Here is a 16,379-nt window from a genome sequence, read left to right as displayed (position 1 = left end):
GCCTTCCCCAGCCTCCGTGCCCCCCGCCGGCCACGCACCTGCCGTTACGCCATGCGGGCGACGCCGGGTCCGTACAGGGCTCGGCGGACGAATGCCCCCATACCCGTCGGGGAGGGCGAACCTCGCTGGACGGAAAGGCAGTTGAAGCGGAGGTCGGCCGGGCGCGTACGCGGAAAATGCAGTCGATCCGTGGGCGGTCGTCCGCCTACCGTCGTCGCATGGCCGACCAAGACTTCGATGCCGCCGCCCTGTACGACGAGGACTACCTGCACTTCTACGCCGGGCCCGGAATCCCGGCGGACCACGAACGTCAGGTCGGTGACGACCGCAGCGAAGCCGACGCGGACCTCATCGTGCGACTTCTGGAACTCCGCCCCGGCGCCCGGGTCCTCGACCTGGCGTGCGGGCACGGCCGCATCGCCAGCCGCCTCGCGGCCCGGGGCCACGCCGTCACCGGAACCGACTCCTCGCCGGCCTTCCTCACCCGGGCCCGCGCCGACGCGTCCGCACGGGGCGTCCACGTCGACTACCGGCAGGGTGACATGCGCGACCTGCCGTGGGACGGGGAGTTCGACGCGGTCGTCAACTGGTTCACCGCGTACGGGTACTTCGACGACGACACCAACCGCGCGGTGCTGCGGGGCGTCGCCCGGGCGCTGCGGCCGGGCGGCCGGGTGATCCTGGACCTGAACAACCTCACCTCCGCCCTGCGCGGACACCGGCCCGCCCGGGTCGCCGTCCACGACGACGGAGACCTGTTCGCGGACCGGCACCACCTCGATCCGCTCACCTCCCGTCTGCACGCGGAACGGACCGTGGTGCGCGACGGTCGGGCCCGCACGTTCTCCTTCCACGTACGACTGTTCGCCTTCCCCGAACTGCGGGACTGGCTCCACGCCGCCGGGTTCACCGACGTCAGCGGACACGGCGAGGACGGCGGGCCGCTGCGCGCCGACCACGACCGCATGGTCGTCGTCGCCCGCCGGGCCTGACCGCGGCCCCCCACCGGGCGGGTCCGCTCCCGACGGAACGGTTCCGCCCGGTTCGGTGAAGTCCCGGTGCGTCCCGGCTCACCGTCGTACCATCACCGTCATGGCCCGTCGCCACGGACACTCGGACCCGGCCCGCTGCGCCCGCCCCGCGCACGGCTGTTGTTGACCCGAGCCCCACGCCGACCCCGAGCCCCAGGCCGATTCCGCGCGCTGCCCGCATCCGCCCGACCGGGTCACCGCCGTGCACCCGTCGGTCCGCGCGCCGCTCCGTCGCCGCCCGTCCCGCTCCGTTCCGACCGTGAGGGAACCGCCGTGCCCGTCACCCCCGAACACCGCTACGACCAGCTCCGACTGCGCCAGTGGCTCGACGGTCGGGCCCGCGCCGACGGCGTCGCCCGTCGGGACCTGTTCCGACTGCTCGGCGCCAGTGCCGCCCTGAGCGCCCTGCCCACCGCACTCCAGAGCGCCCTGCCGGGTGCCGCGGCCCCGGCGCACGCCGCCGCCGGCATCCGCAAGCCGCTGCCGCCCGAGTGGTTCACCGTGCGCGGCACCAACGCCGAGACGAAGTTCGACGCACTGGCGGGCACCGGCTACCACACCCCCAACGAGCGGTTCTTCGTCCGCAACCACACCAGCACCCCCGCGCTCGACCCGGCCGACTGGACCCTGACCGTGTGGGGCAGCGGACTGCGCGGTGACCCTGCCGTCTTCGGGCTGGACGACCTACGGGCCCTGCCCACCGTCACCCGCAGCGCGGTCGTCGAGTGCGCGGGCAACGGGCGCAGCCTGTTCGCGAGCCAGCAGGGGCAGTCCGTCTCCGGCACCGCCTGGACGTTGGGCGCGATCGGTGCCGCCCGGTGGCGCGGGGTACGGCTGGCGGACGTGCTGCGCCGGGCCGGAATCCGACGCGACGCCGTGGACGTGATGCCCCGGGGCCTCGACGCCGAGTACGTCACGCCCGACGGGGCGTCCCTGGGGCGGGTGCGCCGCCCGTTGCCCGTCGCCAAGGCCCTGGACGACGTCGTCCTCGCGTACGAGATGAACGGCGAAGCCCTCCCGCCCGACCACGGCAGCCCGGTGCGCGTCGTCGTTCCCTCGTGGGTCGGCATCGCCTCCGTCAAGTGGGTCGGTGACGTCGAGGTCTCCGCCGAGCCGCTCTACTCGCCCTGGAACACCGCCTTCTACCGGCTCTGGGGCCCCACCCACCCGGCCGAGGGCAGCCCGCCGCTCACCCGGCAGACCCTCAAGACGGCCATCGAACTGCCCTGGAACGCCAGTCTCCCGGCGGGGGAGCGGCACCGGGTGACGGGCCGTTCCTGGTCCGGCGCCGGTGGGGTCGTCCGGGTCGAGACCAGCGTCGACGGAGGCCACCACTGGCGATCCGCGCGGCTCCTCGACCCGCCCCGGCGCGCCGGATGGGTCCGCTGGCACGCCGACTGGCGTCCCGCGGTGCCCGGGCCCGCCGTGTTGCTGGCCCGCGCCACCGACACCACCGGCCGCACCCAGCCGCTCAGCACCGCGCACAACACCCAGGGTTATCTGTTCGACGCGGTGGTCCGCCACCCGGTCACGGTGACCTGACCGACCTCCCCGCCGGCGGGCGCACCGCAAGGGGGCGCCCGCCCCCTCACCGGTCGACGTCCCCGACGACGAGCAGGGTCTTGCCCATGGTGGCCCGGGCCTCGATGGCCGCGTGCGCTGCTGCCGCCGAGGCGAGGGGGAAGGTCTGGCCGATCACGGGCCGCATGGTGCCGTGCACCGCGAGCCGCAGGGCGTCGCCGATCAGCGCACGGGTCTCGGCGGGCGTCGGAGCCGCAGTCAGTACGAGGGCCCGGACGCCCCGGGCGGCGAGGGCCGCCTCGTCGGGTGCGGCGTCCGCGCCGCTCGCCATGCCGTACCGGCTGATCCGGCCACCGGGGCGCAGCGTGTCGGTCGCCTGGGTGCCGATCGTGCCGCCCACCCCGTCGAAGACGAGGTCGACGGGGCCGCCGGCCGCCTCCCGGACCCGGTCGAGCCAGCCGTCCTCGGAGTAGTCGACGGGACGGGCGCCGAGCGAGGCGATGAGCTCGGCCTTCCGGTCGCCGCGCGCCGCACCCACCACGCGCGCCCCGGCATGCACCGCCAACTGCACCAGGAGACTGCCGACACCGCCCGCGGCGGCCTCCACCAGGACCTTCTCGCCCGGCTCGACGGCCGCCTGGCGGTGGAGCAGCAGCGCCGTCCGGCCGTCCGCGAGGAGCGCGACCGCATCGCGCAGATCGAGGCCCGGGGGGACCGGCACCACGTCGTCGGCCCGGGCCAGGGCGCGTTCGGCGTACCCTCCGGTGCCGCCGGTCGTGGTGACGACGGTGGCGCCCCGCAGGGCGGGGTCCACCCCCGGGCCGAGGGCGGTGACGCGTCCGCCCACGCCGTTGCCCGGCACCCGGGGCAGCGGCGGCCGACCGAAGGGACCGGTGCCGGAACGCACCTGGGTCTCGACGAACGTGACGCTGGCGTAGGCCACGTCGACGCGTACCTGACCGGGTCCCGGCTCCGGCTCCGCGACCCGGCGCGCCTCCAGGACCTGCGGCGCTCCGAACTCCTGCATCACCACGGCCAGCACGGCGACCCTCCAGACCCATCCAAACGGATAACTTCACTTCGTTTGGAAACGTATAACGGAGTGATTCGCTTCGCAAGCCGTTAGGGTGAGGCCATGGCCCGACGAGCTCCCCGGTACGCAGAAGCCGAACGCAACGACCGTGCGCTGCTGGAGGCGGCCAAGAAGGTCCTCGCGGCGGACGGCGCCCATGCCTCCGTGGCGACGATCGCGGCCCGCGCCGGGGTGGGGATCGCCAGCCTGTACCGGCGCTACCGCACCAAGGAGGAGCTGTTCCAGCACCTGTGCACGCTCTCGCTCGGTCAGTGGATCGAAGCCGCGGAACACGGGCTGGAACACGAGGACCCCTGGGCCGGGCTCGTCCACTACGTGAGCGCCGCCGTCGAGTTCAGCGGCGGCGCGCTCGGGTCGCTGGCCGGCACCATCTCCGTCACCGACGAGATGGCGGAGCGGTTCACCCGGTCCGAGGAGCTGATGCTGGCCCTGGTGGCGCGTGCCCATGAGGCCGGGGTGTTGCGGGCCGACGCCACCGCGGTGGACGTCGCGCTGCTCATCGAACAGCTCGGGAAGTCCTCCCTGGTCGAGCAGTTCGAGCAGCAGGAGCGGGCGGACCTCCTCGAAGCGGCCGTCAGCGCCCGTCGGCGCACCCTCGCGATCGCCCTGGACGGACTGCGGGCGGGGCACCCCCCGCTGCCGGGTCGGCCGCCGGGCCCGGACCTGCTCACCGAGCGCTGGTGACCCGTCGGGCCGACTCACTCGTACGGCCCACGGAGAGGGTGACTCCGTGTGGCCCCTGTGTGATAATCGCGAACGATCACGTCATCCAGCACTGACCGACGGCGGAGACCCCTCCGCGCAAGGGCCCGGAACGGGCTTCCGTCGGGCACAGGGAGAGGACCGGCCGCCATGGCGACCGAGTACGGGGCGGAGCCTGCGGAGTCGGCCCCGTCGGGTCGTGCGAGCGGGCCCGCCTCCGCCGCGGACGAGCCCGTCGCCCCGGCCGGTGGCGCCACGGTGCAGATCGTGGACCACGCCCTGGCCGTCCTCAAGGCGATCGCCGAGGCCGACCGGCCGCGCGGAGTGCGCGAATTGAGCCGCGACCTGGCCATCAGCAAGAGTTCGACGCAGCGCATCCTCGTCTCCCTGGAGCGCGTGGGGCTGGCGGTCCTGGAGGAGCACTCCCGCAAGTACGTCATCGGCCCGGCCGCGCTCACCCTCGCCTGGAAGCACGCCGCGAACAGCGACCTGGTGGGCGCGGCGGCGGAGGCCACCACCCGGATCGCCGCGGTCACCGGGGAGACGGCGTGCGTGTCCACCGTGGTCGACGGTCGACGCGTGACCGTCTTCGAGGCGGAGAGCGCGCAACCGCTGCGCTTGATCACCGGCGTCGGGCGGCCCTACTCCCTGTTCTCCGGGGCCACCGGCCGGGTGCTGCTCGCGATGGTGCCCGAGGCGGAGCTGGAACGGCTGGTGCGCGCCCGCGAGTCGGGTGACGGCGGCCCGCCGGTCGACTCCCGGGACGTCGTCGAGCGCATCGCCGACGCCCGGCGGCGCGGCTACGCGGTGAGCCGGGGGGAGTGGATCACCGGTGGTTGCGGAGTCGCCGTCCCCATCGGCACCCAGGGGAGCATCACCGCCGCGCTGAGCATCTACGGGCCCGAGGCGCGGCTCAGCGACGAGCGGATGACGGACCTGGTCCCGGCGCTGCGGTCGGCCGCCGCGCAGATCGCCGACCGGTGGCGCCTGCCCGCCTAGCCCCCCGGGGGTCGGTCCCGCCGGACCGCCGTCGCCCCGCCCCCGCGCCGTTCCTGTGAACCAGCCGCACCGAGCACTCGGTGCGGCTTCTTCGTGCCCGTCGTGTCCTGCGCGCTCGTCACGTCCTTCGTGCGGCCTGTGGCCGAACTGTTCGTTTTTCGCCTGTGCACACCCCATTGACCTGGCTTGAAGCCGTCGGTACGTTGTGCCGAACGAGATCTGGTCCACTGTCCCAGATCATCGGTGGCCGTTCTGGGGGCGGCCGGATCCCCCCGTGTAGTTCCCTCCCGGGCCCGTGGCCCGGGTCCCTCCGTACCCCGGGTCCTCGGGCGAAACCCGACCCGGAGTCACGACCGTTCCCCACACCGTCAGTTGTCGAGGAGAAGTCGCACATGTTGCTCGGTTGGCGTGCACGAATAGGTCAGATCCGTCCGGCCACGGCCATCGAAGGCGCCGAGGAGTGGCGCTCCGTGGCCCCCACGGGCGTCGCGTTCGCCGATGCGCGGACCATCGTCCCCCGCGTGGACGCGGAAGGGCTCAAGGAGATGATGAGCCAGGTACTGGAGGCCTCGCGGCAGCTGGCGACCGCCAAGGTCGACCTGATCGTGCAGTGCGGCGCCCCGGGCACCTTCATCCCGGGACCCGGCACCGACGAGAAGGTCACCGACGAGATCACGGCCGAGACCGGCATCCCCGCCATCACCATGATGCAGGCGACCGTGGACGCCCTGCGGGCGGTCGGCGCCACCTCCGTCGCCGTCGGCAGCATCTACACCGACGAGGTCAACGACGCCCTACGGGACTACCTCACCGCGCTCGGCTTCGAGGTGCCGGTGATGGAGGGCCTCCAGATGACCGACCCCTACGAGGCCAGCGTGCACGACGCGGACAGCGCCTACCGGTTGGGCCGACGCCTGCACCGGGCGGCCCCCGACGCGGACGCCCTCCTGATCTCCTGCGGCACCTACCGCACCTTCGACGTCCTGCCCTACCTGGAGATGGACACCGGTCTGCCGGTGGTGACCAGCAACCAGGCGTCGCTGTGGAAGGCGCTGCGCCACCTCGGGCTGCGCGACGAGATCGCGACCCTCGGCCGACTCGGCCGGCTCTGAGCCGGTCCCGTTCACCCCGCCGCCGCCCCACCAGTAGAGGAAGTCAACCGTGCTCGTAGACGCACTCCAGTTCGTCAAGCCCTCCCGTGAACGCTTCGAGGAGTGGCACGCCGCCCGGATCACCGCGGTGCACGCCACCGTGGCGATCTGGGAGGACTCCACCGAGACCCTGCGGGAGGTCGGCCGCTGGCAGCGGCTGCTCGCCGAGAACGCCGATCTGCTGGGTGAGGGCCGCTCCGGCGACGACCTCCGGGCGGCCGAGCGGGACGGGCGCACCGCGATCGTCCTCGGGTTCCAGAACAGCAGCCCGTTCGAGGACGACCTCGACCTCGTCGGCGCCTTCCACCAGGCCGGCGTGCGCATCGCCCAGCTGACGTACAACACCCAGAACTCCGCGGGAGCGGGCTGCTGGGAGGGCGACGACGCCGGGCTCTCCCGGACCTACGGCGTCAATCTGGTCCGCGAGATGAACCAGGTCGGCATGTTGATCGACATATCCCACTGCAACGAGCGGACGTCACTCGAAGCCCTGGAGGCGTCGGAACGTCCGGTCGCCGTCACCCACGCCAACCCCCGGGAATTCGTCGGCGAGAACGTGGAACTGCGCTTCCGCAACAAGTCGGACACGGTCCTGAAGAAGGCCGCCGAAAAGGGCGGTGTGGTGGGCCTGAGCATGTATCCCCGCATCGCCCCCAACGGAGTCGACTGCACCGTCGACGAATTCTGCGACATGATCGCCTACACCGTCGAACTGATCGGCGTCGACCACGTCGGACTCGGTTCCGACTACTACGCGGGGCAGGGCGACGAAGAGCTGCACTGGTGGCGGCAGGGTCGTTGGAGCCGCAAGCCGATGGTCCCCATTTCCGGACCGGTCGAATTCCCCGAATGGTTCGCCGCGGGCCGTGGCTACGCCCAGGTCCTGGAACGGTTGCGCACCCGCGGATTCAGCGCCGCGGAGGTCGAGAAGATCTCCGGCGGGAACTGGCTCCGGATGTTCGACGACGGATTCTCGGCCGTCCCGCAGAACTGACCCGCACGGCGAAGAACACGAACAACTCGAACACGAACAACACGAACACGGCTCACACGACGGTGCGACGAAGGGGCTGGGCGAGTCATGAACCGGTTTGACGCGGTGGTCGTCGGAGGCGGTCACAACGGGCTGGTGACGGCGGCCTATCTGGGCCGGGCCGGACTCAGCGTCGCCGTGGTCGAATCCCGCCCGGCGCTCGGCGGGCCCTGCGGCGGCTACGAGTTCCTGCCGGGACGCCGACTCGCCTTCACCAACTCACCCGGCTCCCTCGATCCCGCCGTGGTGCAGGAACTGGCGCTCGCCGAACACGGCCTCAGGTTCGTCAGGGCGGACCCCACGGTCGTCCAACAATTCGACGGCCGGTGCTTCCTCGGCTGGCGCGACCCGACCCTGGTCGACCGCCAACTCGACGGGTTCGCCCCGGGCGAGGCCCGCCGCTACCGGGGACTGATCCGTTCCCTGGAACGACTCGGCGCGCGCCTCGGAGTCCGACTGGACGAGCCGCCGCCGACCCTGGACGCCCTGCGGGAACGCCTGACCGACCGGGACGAACGGGAGTTGTTCGCCGCCGTCTTCGACGGCAGCCTCACCGAGCTGCTCCACGCCCATCTGCGGTCCGACCAGGCCAAGGCGCTGCTCGGGATGCTCGCCCTGAACGCGCACCTCGTCCCGCCCTCGGCCCCCGGCACGGCCGTCGGACTGATGATGCGCCCGTTCGCCCTCGCCGCCACCGCGGGCGGGCCCCCGGGCCAGGCGGCCGAGCGGGTGGCGCTCCGCGGCTCCACCGGACTGCCCGTGGGGTCCATGAGCGCGATCGTCGACGCCCTGGAGAGCAGCTGCCGCCGCCACAGCGTGGAGATCCGCACCGGAACACCGGTGGCGCGCATCCTCCACGACGGGGAGTCCGCCCTCGGCGTGGTCACCGCCACCGGCGAGGAGATCACCGCCGACCGGGTGGTGGCGGCCGTCAACCCGGTGCACCTCTTCCGCGACCTGCTGGACGACGCGGCGATGGGGGCGTCCGTCCGGTCCGCCGTGACCGGGACCGAGATGCGGGGCTCCGCGTTCAAACTGGTCCTCGAAGTCGACGCGCTGCCCGCCTACGCCGGACTCGACCCCGAGGTCGACCCCGACCGGGTGCGGGCCTGCCAGTTCCGGGTCGGCTCGTCCCTGGGCCAGATCGAGGAGTCCGTCCGCGAAGCCCGCGCCGGACGCCCGTCGCCCCGGCCCCTGATGTGGGGACTGATCCCCACCCTCACCTCCCCCGGACTCACCCCCGGGAACACCCACCTCCTCAGCGTGAACGCCTGGCACGCCCCCTACCGCCCGCACGACGGGCAGTGGGACGCCCGGCGGACCGAGGAGTTCGGCAGGACCTGCATCGAAGCGCTCTCACAGCTGATGCCGGGCCTGGCGGACCGCATCGTCGACCACCGGCTGATGAACCCGGTGGAGATCGAAAGCGAACTGGGTCTCGTCGAAAGCAACATCACCCACGGCGACATGCTCCCCCACAGCCTCTTCGGCAATCGCCCCCATCCGGCCCTGGCGGGCTACCGCACCCCGCTCGACGGCTTCTACGTCACCGGTGCGGGGACCTGGCCCGGCGGTTACGTCACCGGCACACCCGGCAGGAACGCGGCCACCGCGATCCTCCACGACCTCTCCGACGAACGAAGGCGACCAGCATGAGGCTTTCGCACCGCAGAGTGCGCGCGCACCCACGAAGAAGAAGGCTGCGTACCGGAATCGGCTGTGCGGTCGCCGCCGTGCTCCTCACCGGATGCAGCACCAATCCCGGATTCGGCCGCGACGCCCACACGGTGGTCATCGGAGCCGAGGGCGAGATACCGGCCCTGGACCCGCACCGACTCTCCGGAACCGTGGGCCTGCGACTGGTCGACGCGTTGTTCGACCCCCTCATCCGGGAGGAGCTGGGCACCAAGACCGACCGGGCACCCGCCCTGCGTCCCGCGTTGGCCGAGTCCTGGAAGGTCTCCCCGGACGCCCGCACCTACACCTTCGCCCTCCGCAAGGGCGTGGAGTTCGCCGACGGAACGGCCTTCGACGCGACCGCCGTCAAGGTCAACTTCGACCGCATCACGGACGAGACGGCGGACGTCTACGACGCGACGGCCAGCGGGAACATGAAGTTCCTGACCCGCTGGATCGAAGCCGTCCGGGTGGTGGACGCGCACACCCTGTCCCTGAGGCTCACCCAGCCGTACGCCGGACTCCCGCGCCTGCTCACCGACCGCCGGATGTCCATCGTCAGCCCCCGGGCGCTGCGCGAGCACCGCCCCGACGACATCGGACTGCACCCCGTCGGCACCGGCCCCTTCGCCCAGGAGGAGGCCGACCACGGCAAACGGATCAAGATGAAGCGCAACACCGCCTACTGGGGCGGCGCGCCCGCGGCCCCCTCCCTCATCGTGGAGTCGGTCACCGACCCCACCACCCTGGCCATCGCCGCCCAGACCGGTGAGGTGGACGCCATCCTGAGCGCCGGAGCCCAACAGGTCCAACAGCTCACCCACGACGACGTCATGTCCGTCCAGTACCCGGAACCGGCGAACCAGTACTTCCTCCGACTGAACACCAAGATCGCGCCCACCGACAACACGGCCTTCCGGCAGGCCCTGAACCACGCCGTGGACCGCGCGGCCATCGCCACCCTCACCGGCGGCCAGGTGTCCCCGTCCACGGGCCCCCTGCCCCGCGGCAACGAGGCGTACCCGGACGACGGGACCCGGGCCGCCGGCGGGAACGCCCCGTACGCCCACGATCCCGACCGGGCCCGGCAACTGCTGCGCGAGAGCGGGGTGAAGACGCCGGTGCGGCTGAAGCTGCTCGCCCCCGACAGCGGACCGGGATTCTCCCAGGCCACCGAGATCATGTCCCTGGTCCAACAGGACCTCAAGGCGGTCGGCGTCCACCTGGACCTCCAGTACATGGAGTTCGCCTCCCTGGTCGCCGTGGAGGGCAAGGGGTACGACGACCGCACCCACGGCTCCTTCAACGGCTGGACCACCGGCGCCGACGCCGCGGACTTCCTCGAACGCATGTTCAGCGGCGCCCTGCATCCCCCCAACGGGGTGAACCGCGGCTGGTACCGCAACCCGGACGTCGACGCGCTCTTCGACCGGGCCCGCGGCGAACGGGACGACCGCCGCCGCATGACGCTCTACCAGGACGCCGCGACCACCATCGCCTCCGACGCCCCCTGGCTCTTCCTGTACCAGGACCGACTGCCGCGGGTCCTCAGCCACCAGGTCCGGGGCGTCACCCCCGCCGCGTCGGTCTACGTCGACTACACCACCATCCGCCGCCGGTAGGGAGGCACCAGACATGCACACCACCGCGGCACCTGACACCGCCCCGGCCCCGCGCCCCCGCTGGCGCGCCCGACTGCGCCCCCTCGCCGGCGGCAACACGACCGCCGTCATCGGGGGCACGATCGTCGCCGCCACCGTCCTCGTGGCGGTCCTGGCACCGGTCATCGCCCCCTACGACCCGCTCGCCACCAACCCCTCGTCCGTCGGACTCGGCCCGCTCAGCGAAGGCCATCTGCTCGGCACCGACGAGGTCGGCCGCGACATCCTCAGCCGGCTGATGCACGGAGCCCGCCTCGCCCTCCTCGTCGCGGTCCTGCCCACCCTGCTCGCCCTGCTGGTCGGCGGCTGTCTGGGACTGCTCTCCGGCTACGTCGGCGGCTGGCTCGACAGCACCCTCATGCGGATCTTCGACGTGATGTTCTCGTTCCCGGGCATCCTGCTCGCGCTCGGCATCAGCGTGGCGCTCGGCCCCGGCACCACCTCGATGATCATCGCCATGGTGGTGGTGACGGTCCCCGAATTCGGACGGATCGTCCGCGGGTACGTCGTCTCCCTGCGGCAGGAACAGTACGTGGAGGCCGCCGGCGCCCTCGGGTACGGCCACCTGCGCATCGCGTTCCGCCACATCGCCCCCAACCTGCTCGGTGGCGTGGTCGTCTTCGCCACCCTCCAGACCGGCCGCAACGTCATCCTCAGCTCCAGCCTCGCCTTCCTCGGCCTGGGCGCCCAACCGCCCGCCCCCGACTGGGGCCAGATGCTCAGCGGCGGGCGCGCCCTGCTGGTGACGGCGCAGCACGTCGCCACCATCCCCGGGCTCGCGATCGTGGTGCTCGCCGTCGGCTTCAACCTGCTGGGGGACGGGATCCGCGACCGCCTCGACCCGCGCACCCGGCAGTCACGCGCCGCCCGCGGCGCCCGGGGGCCCGCCAAGACCTCGCTACGGACCCGGTGGAGCCGGTCATGAACAGTCCTGGAGAAACGGCATGCTGACCTTCACCCTGCGCCGCGCCCTACAGATGCTCCCGGTCATCCTCGGGGTGACCGTCGCCACCTTCGGCCTCGGCCAGATCATCCCCGGCGACCAGGCCAGCGCACTGCTGGGCCCGACCTCCTCGGAGGAGGACCGCCAGGCCCTGCGCGAGGACCTGGGCCTGGACGAACCCGCCCTCGCCCGCTACTTCAGCTATCTGGGCAACCTCCTCGGCGGGGACCTGGGCCGCTCGCTCTCCTTCGGCCGCCCCGTCTCCGAAGTCCTGTCCGAACGGCTGCTCAACACGGTGCTGCTCTCCGGCACCGCCATCGTGGTGGCCGCCGTGGTCGGGGTGGCGATCGGGACCTGGGCCGCGCAGAAACCGGGTTCGGCCCGCGACCGCGGACTGACCGTGGGCGTCCTCTTCTTCAACTCCGTGCCCTCGTTCTGGTTCGGACTGGTGCTGATCGTCGTCTTCTCGCTCCAACTGCGCGTGCTGCCGGCGACCGGGATGACCTCCATCGGCGGGGGCGGCGCCCTGGACGTCGCCGCGCACATGGTGCTCCCCGTGACCACGCTCGCCGCCTGGTCGCTCGCCGTGATCGCCCGGATGACCCGCTCCTCCGTGCTGGAAGTGATCGGCAACGACTACGTGCGCACCGCACGCTCGCGCGGCGTCAGCGAGTTCCGGGTCACCGTCCGCCACGTCCTGCCCAATGCGATGCCGTCGGTCGTCACGGTGATCGGCCTCCAGGCGGGCTTCCTGCTGAGCGGAGCGGTCCTCACCGAGACGGTCTTCTCCTGGCCGGGCATCGGACTCGCCCTCCACCAGGCCATCTCCACCCGGGACATCCCCCTCGTCCAGGGCGGAATCCTGGTGATCGCCATCGCCTTCGTACTGATCAACTTCCTGGTGGACGTGGTCCAGGCGTACTTCAACCCCAAGATCAAACTGGCTTAGCGGGAGGGAACCACCATGACCATCCTGGACGTAGCACACCTCAAGGTCACCCACCGGGGCCGGAACGCGGGCCACGGCGAGCCCCTGGAGACCGTCCGCGACGTCTCGTTCAGCGTCGCGGCGGGCGAATCGCTGGGCGTCGTCGGCGAATCGGGGTGCGGAAAGAGCCAGACCATGCTCGCGGTCCTGCGGATGCTGGGCGACGACGGGGTCGACATCTCGGGCCGGGTGGACTTCGACGGCACGGACCTCACCCGACTCACCCCCCGACAGATGCGCACCGTCCGCGGCTCCGGCATCGGCCTGATCTCCCAGGACGCGCTGTCCGCACTCAACCCCGCCATGACCGTCGGCGCACAGATGGCCGAACCCCTCATCCACTACGACGGTCTCAGCCGGCGCGCCGCCGCCGACCGGTGCGCCGAACTCCTCGACCTCGTCGGCCTCCCCTCGGCCCGGGAACGCCTGCGCAACCATCCGCACGAACTGTCCGGAGGCATGCGCCAACGCGTCCTCATCGCCATGGCGATCAGCCGCGACCCCCAGGTCCTCATCGCCGACGAACCGACCACCGCCCTCGACGTCACCATCCAGTCGCAGGTGCTCCAACTCATCGACCGGCTCCGCAAGGAACTCCGGATGGCCCTGGTCCTGATCACCCACGACCTGGGCGTGGTCGCCGGCATCACCGACCGCATCGCGGTCATGTACGCGGGACGGATCGTGGAGACGGCGCCCACCACCGCACTGTTCGACGCGCCCGGACACCCCTACACCCGAGCCCTGATGGAGTCGATCCCCCGGATGGACCGGGACCGCGTCGACCGACTGCCCGCCATCCCCGGCTTCCCGCCCGACCCCGCCGCACCACCACCGGGCTGCGCCTTCCAACCCCGCTGCACCACCGCCCACGCGGAGTGCGAGCGTTCCGTTCCCGACCTGATCCAGGTGACCGCGAACGACCCCGGGCACCTCGTCCGCTGCCCGTTCACCACCCCGACCGGTGACCGCGCCACGGCGTCGACCGGCGGCCGTGCGACAGGAGACGGCGCATGAGCGTCGAAGCAGCAGGAGCCACCGGGACCACAGCACCCGACGCCGTGGTCGTCGACGACCTCGCGGTCCGCTTCCCGATCCGCAGCGGCGTGCTGCGCCGGGTGACCGGGACCGCGCACGCCGTCGACGGGGTCTCCTTCACGGTGCCGGCCCGCAGCATCGTGACCATCGTCGGCGAGAGCGGCAGCGGCAAGACCACCACGGGCCGGGCCCTCGTCGGACTCTCGCCCGTCGCGTCCGGAAGCGTCCGGGTCCAGGGCGGTGAGCTGGACCGACTCCGACGGGACGGACACCTGCCCCGGCTCGCCCAGATCGTCTACCAGGACCCCTACGCGAGCCTCAACCCCCGGATGACGATCCGGGCGACGATCCGCGAGGTCGTCACCGTGCACCGGACCGTGCCCCGCGAAGAGGTCGCGGAGCGGGTCGAGGAACTGCTCGGCCAGGTCGGGCTCCGCCCGGAGCTCGCCGACCGCTACCCGCACGAACTCTCCGGCGGCCAGCGCCAACGAGCGGCGATCGCCCGCGCCCTCGCGGTGGAACCCCGCTTCATCGTCTGCGACGAGATCGTCTCGGCCCTCGACGTCAGCATCCAGGGCCAGATCGTCAACCTCCTGAAGGACCTGCGCCGCGACCGCGACGTGAGCTTCCTCTTCATCTCCCACGACATGAGCGTGGTGCGCCACCTCTCCGACCGGGTGATCGTGATGTACGGCGGGAAGATCATGGAGAGCGCGCCGTGCGAGGAGTTGTTCGCCGCGCCGCGCCACCCCTACACCCACGCCCTGCTCAGCGCCGTCCCGGTGCCGGACCCCAGGGCGCCGGGCCCGGGCAGCGCCGTGCGCACCCGGGCCGAACCACCCGACCCGGCGGCCCCGTTGCCGGGCTGCCGCTTCCAACGCTCCTGCCCCTTCGCCACGCAGGTGTGCCGGGAGGGCGACGCACCGCCCCAGACACCCACCGGAACCGAAGGACACACCGTGGCCTGCCACCACTTCGACACCCCCGCCGTGCGCGACGCCCTGTCCGCGGAAAGGACCCAGGCCCCATGAACCCCTCACCCACGGCCGACGACTTCACCTCCCACACCGGGGGCCGGCGCCGGCCGCCCGCCGGTACGCCGGTGCCCCTGGTCGACCCGGCCACCGGCCGGACCTGGGCCCGGGCGCACCTGGACCCGGACGCGGTGGAGGACGCCGTGCGCGGCGCCCGTGCCGCCTTCCTCGATCCGACCTGGGCCGGGCTGCCCGCGCACGCCCGCGCCGATCTGCTGTACCGGCTCGGGGACGCCCTGGTCGCCCACACCGAGGAACTCGCCGCGTGGGAGACGCTGGCGAACGGCAAACCGCTGACGGCCACCCGGGGGGAGGTGGCGGCCCTGGCCCGCTGGTACCGCTACTTCGCCGCGGTGGCCGAAACGCTGGAGAGCCGTTCCCGTCCGCTGAGCGGCACCGCGGACGCCCTGGTCACCCGGGAACCGCTGGGCGTGGTCGCCGCGCTGACCCCCTTCAACGGGGCGCTCTCGCTGGGCTCGTGGAAACTCGCGCCGGCCCTGGCCGCCGGCAACACGGTGATCCTCAAACCGCCGCCGCAGGCCCCCGCGTCCTCCGTGCGCCTCGCCGAACTGGCCATCGAGGTGGGGTTCCCGCCCGGGGCGGTCAGCGTGCTGATCGGCGGCGCCGAGGAGGGCCAACGGCTGGTGGAGCACGGGGACGTCGCCATGGTGACCTTCACCGGGAGCACGACGGTCGCCCGGACCCTCGGAGCCCGGGCCGCAGCGCAGATGAAACGTTACGTCTGTGAGGCGGGCGGCAAGTCCGCGCACCTCGTCTTCGCCGACGGCGACCTCGACGCGGCCGTCGCCGCCGCCCGCCAGGGCGCCTTCTCGGCCGCCGGACAGACCTGTGTCGCCGGCTCCCGGATCCTCGTCCAACGCGAGGTGTACGCCGAGTTCGTCGACCGGTACGCGAGCGCGGTGCGCGCACTGCGCGTCGGCGACCCCCGCGATCCGCGCACCCACATCGGCCCGGTGGCCTCCGCCACCGCGCTCGCCCGCATCGAGTCCTTCGTGGACGACGCGCTCGGCCACGGCGCGAAGGCCGTGACGGGCGGCCGGCGCGCCCAGGTCGCCGGCGCCGAGCACGGCTTCTGGTACGAGCCGACGGTGCTGGTCGACGCCGACGCCGAGCTCGCGGTCTGCCGCGAGGAGGTGTTCGGCCCGGTGGTCACCGTCCACCCCTTCGACACCGAGGACGAAGCGGTGGAGCGCGCGAACTCCCTGGAGTTCGGCCTGGCCGCCGGCTTCTGGACCCGCGACGGCGCCCGCGCCCACCGGGTGGCCCGCCGCCTCCAGGCCGGCGTGGTCTGGGTGAACACGTACCGGCTGCTGCACTGGAGCGTGCCGTTCGGCGGCTACAAGCAGTCCGGCAGCGGACGGGAGAACGGCGTCGAAGCGGTCGCCGAGTTCCTCCAGACCAAGTCGATCGTCACCGAGCACGGCACCCCGGCCGACCCCTTCGCCCACTGACCCCGCTGTTCCGCCGCGCGTCCGCGCACCACCCGA

Annotated in this window: 14 protein-coding genes; 13 read left to right on the top strand and 1 reads right to left on the bottom strand. The window is 72.5% G+C overall.

Annotated elements, in window-relative coordinates:
• Nucleotides 1–218: 218 nt before the first annotated feature.
• Both ACFYOU_RS21055 and ACFYOU_RS21050 read left to right on the top strand, forming a co-directional pair.
• Nucleotides 219–992: a methyltransferase domain-containing protein gene (locus ACFYOU_RS21055; RefSeq protein WP_391307473.1), complete on the top strand. Its 774-nt coding sequence runs from the start codon at nt 219–221 to the stop codon at nt 990–992.
• Nucleotides 993–1,304: 312 nt separating this feature from the next.
• Nucleotides 1,305–2,573, top strand: coding sequence for a molybdopterin-dependent oxidoreductase (locus tag ACFYOU_RS21050; protein WP_391307471.1), 1,269 nt, complete (start codon nt 1,305–1,307; stop codon nt 2,571–2,573).
• A gap of 46 nt (nt 2,574–2,619) precedes the next feature.
• Here the strand turns inward: ACFYOU_RS21050 and ACFYOU_RS21045 are convergent, their stop codons facing one another.
• Nucleotides 2,620–3,594, bottom strand: a complete 975-nt coding sequence (locus ACFYOU_RS21045) for a zinc-binding dehydrogenase (protein ID WP_391307470.1) — start codon at nt 3,592–3,594, stop codon at nt 2,620–2,622.
• A gap of 93 nt (nt 3,595–3,687) precedes the next feature.
• Between ACFYOU_RS21045 and ACFYOU_RS21040 the strand changes: the two genes are divergently transcribed.
• The 11 genes from ACFYOU_RS21040 (at nt 3,688) to ACFYOU_RS20990 (ending at nt 16,343) form a co-directional block, all read left to right on the top strand.
• Entirely contained in the window at nt 3,688–4,329 is a 642-nt protein-coding gene (locus tag ACFYOU_RS21040) for a TetR/AcrR family transcriptional regulator (RefSeq protein ID WP_389763459.1), read from the top strand.
• Nucleotides 4,330–4,497: 168 nt separating this feature from the next.
• A complete protein-coding gene (locus tag ACFYOU_RS21035; protein ID WP_391307469.1) occupies nt 4,498–5,346 on the top strand; it encodes an IclR family transcriptional regulator C-terminal domain-containing protein in 849 nt (282 codons plus the stop codon).
• 392 nt (nt 5,347–5,738) lie between these two features.
• Nucleotides 5,739–6,458, top strand: a complete 720-nt coding sequence (locus ACFYOU_RS21030; RefSeq protein ID WP_385490808.1) for an aspartate/glutamate racemase family protein — start codon at nt 5,739–5,741, stop codon at nt 6,456–6,458.
• Nucleotides 6,459–6,507: 49 nt separating this feature from the next.
• Nucleotides 6,508–7,491, top strand: a complete 984-nt coding sequence (locus tag ACFYOU_RS21025) for a membrane dipeptidase (RefSeq protein WP_389763453.1) — start codon at nt 6,508–6,510, stop codon at nt 7,489–7,491.
• Nucleotides 7,492–7,578: 87 nt separating this feature from the next.
• Entirely contained in the window at nt 7,579–9,186 is a 1,608-nt protein-coding gene (locus ACFYOU_RS21020; RefSeq protein ID WP_391307466.1) for an FAD-dependent oxidoreductase, read from the top strand.
• Nucleotides 9,183–10,829, top strand: coding sequence for an ABC transporter substrate-binding protein (locus tag ACFYOU_RS21015; RefSeq protein ID WP_391307464.1), 1,647 nt, complete (start codon nt 9,183–9,185; stop codon nt 10,827–10,829). Before ACFYOU_RS21020 ends, ACFYOU_RS21015 begins: the two co-directional genes overlap by 4 nt.
• 13 nt (nt 10,830–10,842) lie before the next feature.
• The gene (locus tag ACFYOU_RS21010; protein WP_391307462.1) at nt 10,843–11,793 is read left to right on the top strand and encodes an ABC transporter permease subunit; all 951 of its coding nucleotides are present in this window, start codon (nt 10,843–10,845) and stop codon (nt 11,791–11,793) included.
• Nucleotides 11,794–11,812: 19 nt separating this feature from the next.
• The gene (locus ACFYOU_RS21005) at nt 11,813–12,760 is read left to right on the top strand and encodes an ABC transporter permease (protein WP_389763445.1); all 948 of its coding nucleotides are present in this window, start codon (nt 11,813–11,815) and stop codon (nt 12,758–12,760) included.
• 15 nt (nt 12,761–12,775) lie between these two features.
• Nucleotides 12,776–13,816 (top strand): ABC transporter ATP-binding protein, encoded by a 1,041-nt coding sequence (locus ACFYOU_RS21000; RefSeq protein WP_389763442.1) that lies wholly within the window; start codon nt 12,776–12,778, stop codon nt 13,814–13,816.
• The gene (locus ACFYOU_RS20995) at nt 13,813–14,868 is read left to right on the top strand and encodes an oligopeptide/dipeptide ABC transporter ATP-binding protein (RefSeq protein WP_391307459.1); all 1,056 of its coding nucleotides are present in this window, start codon (nt 13,813–13,815) and stop codon (nt 14,866–14,868) included. Before ACFYOU_RS21000 ends, ACFYOU_RS20995 begins: the two co-directional genes overlap by 4 nt.
• Entirely contained in the window at nt 14,865–16,343 is a 1,479-nt protein-coding gene (locus ACFYOU_RS20990; protein ID WP_391307458.1) for an aldehyde dehydrogenase family protein, read from the top strand. The genes ACFYOU_RS20995 and ACFYOU_RS20990 overlap by 4 nt, the downstream gene beginning before the upstream one ends.
• Nucleotides 16,344–16,379: the final 36 nt, after the last annotated feature.

Origin of the sequence: Streptomyces sp. NPDC005955 (assembly GCF_042871255.1) — a bacterium.
Classification (GTDB): domain Bacteria; phylum Actinomycetota; class Actinomycetes; order Streptomycetales; family Streptomycetaceae; genus Streptomyces.
Note: the sequence above shows the minus strand (reverse complement) of the source record. Positions and strands in the feature narration are given on the sequence as shown.

What these genes read in the sequence shown, in the direction of transcription:
- ACFYOU_RS21055 (WP_391307473.1), top strand. Translation starts at nt 219, where the DNA reads ATGGCCGACCAAGACTTCGATGCCGCCGCCCTGTACGACGAGGACTAC.
- ACFYOU_RS21040 (WP_389763459.1), top strand. Translation starts at nt 3,688, where the DNA reads ATGGCCCGACGAGCTCCCCGGTACGCAGAAGCCGAACGCAACGACCGT.
- ACFYOU_RS21035 (WP_391307469.1), top strand. Translation starts at nt 4,498, where the DNA reads ATGGCGACCGAGTACGGGGCGGAGCCTGCGGAGTCGGCCCCGTCGGGT.
- ACFYOU_RS21030 (WP_385490808.1), top strand. Translation starts at nt 5,739, where the DNA reads ATGTTGCTCGGTTGGCGTGCACGAATAGGTCAGATCCGTCCGGCCACG.
- ACFYOU_RS21020 (WP_391307466.1), top strand. Translation starts at nt 7,579, where the DNA reads ATGAACCGGTTTGACGCGGTGGTCGTCGGAGGCGGTCACAACGGGCTG.
- ACFYOU_RS21015 (WP_391307464.1), top strand. Translation starts at nt 9,183, where the DNA reads ATGAGGCTTTCGCACCGCAGAGTGCGCGCGCACCCACGAAGAAGAAGG.
- ACFYOU_RS21010 (WP_391307462.1), top strand. Translation starts at nt 10,843, where the DNA reads ATGCACACCACCGCGGCACCTGACACCGCCCCGGCCCCGCGCCCCCGC.
- ACFYOU_RS21005 (WP_389763445.1), top strand. Translation starts at nt 11,813, where the DNA reads ATGCTGACCTTCACCCTGCGCCGCGCCCTACAGATGCTCCCGGTCATC.
- ACFYOU_RS21000 (WP_389763442.1), top strand. Translation starts at nt 12,776, where the DNA reads ATGACCATCCTGGACGTAGCACACCTCAAGGTCACCCACCGGGGCCGG.
- ACFYOU_RS20995 (WP_391307459.1), top strand. Translation starts at nt 13,813, where the DNA reads ATGAGCGTCGAAGCAGCAGGAGCCACCGGGACCACAGCACCCGACGCC.
- ACFYOU_RS20990 (WP_391307458.1), top strand. Translation starts at nt 14,865, where the DNA reads ATGAACCCCTCACCCACGGCCGACGACTTCACCTCCCACACCGGGGGC.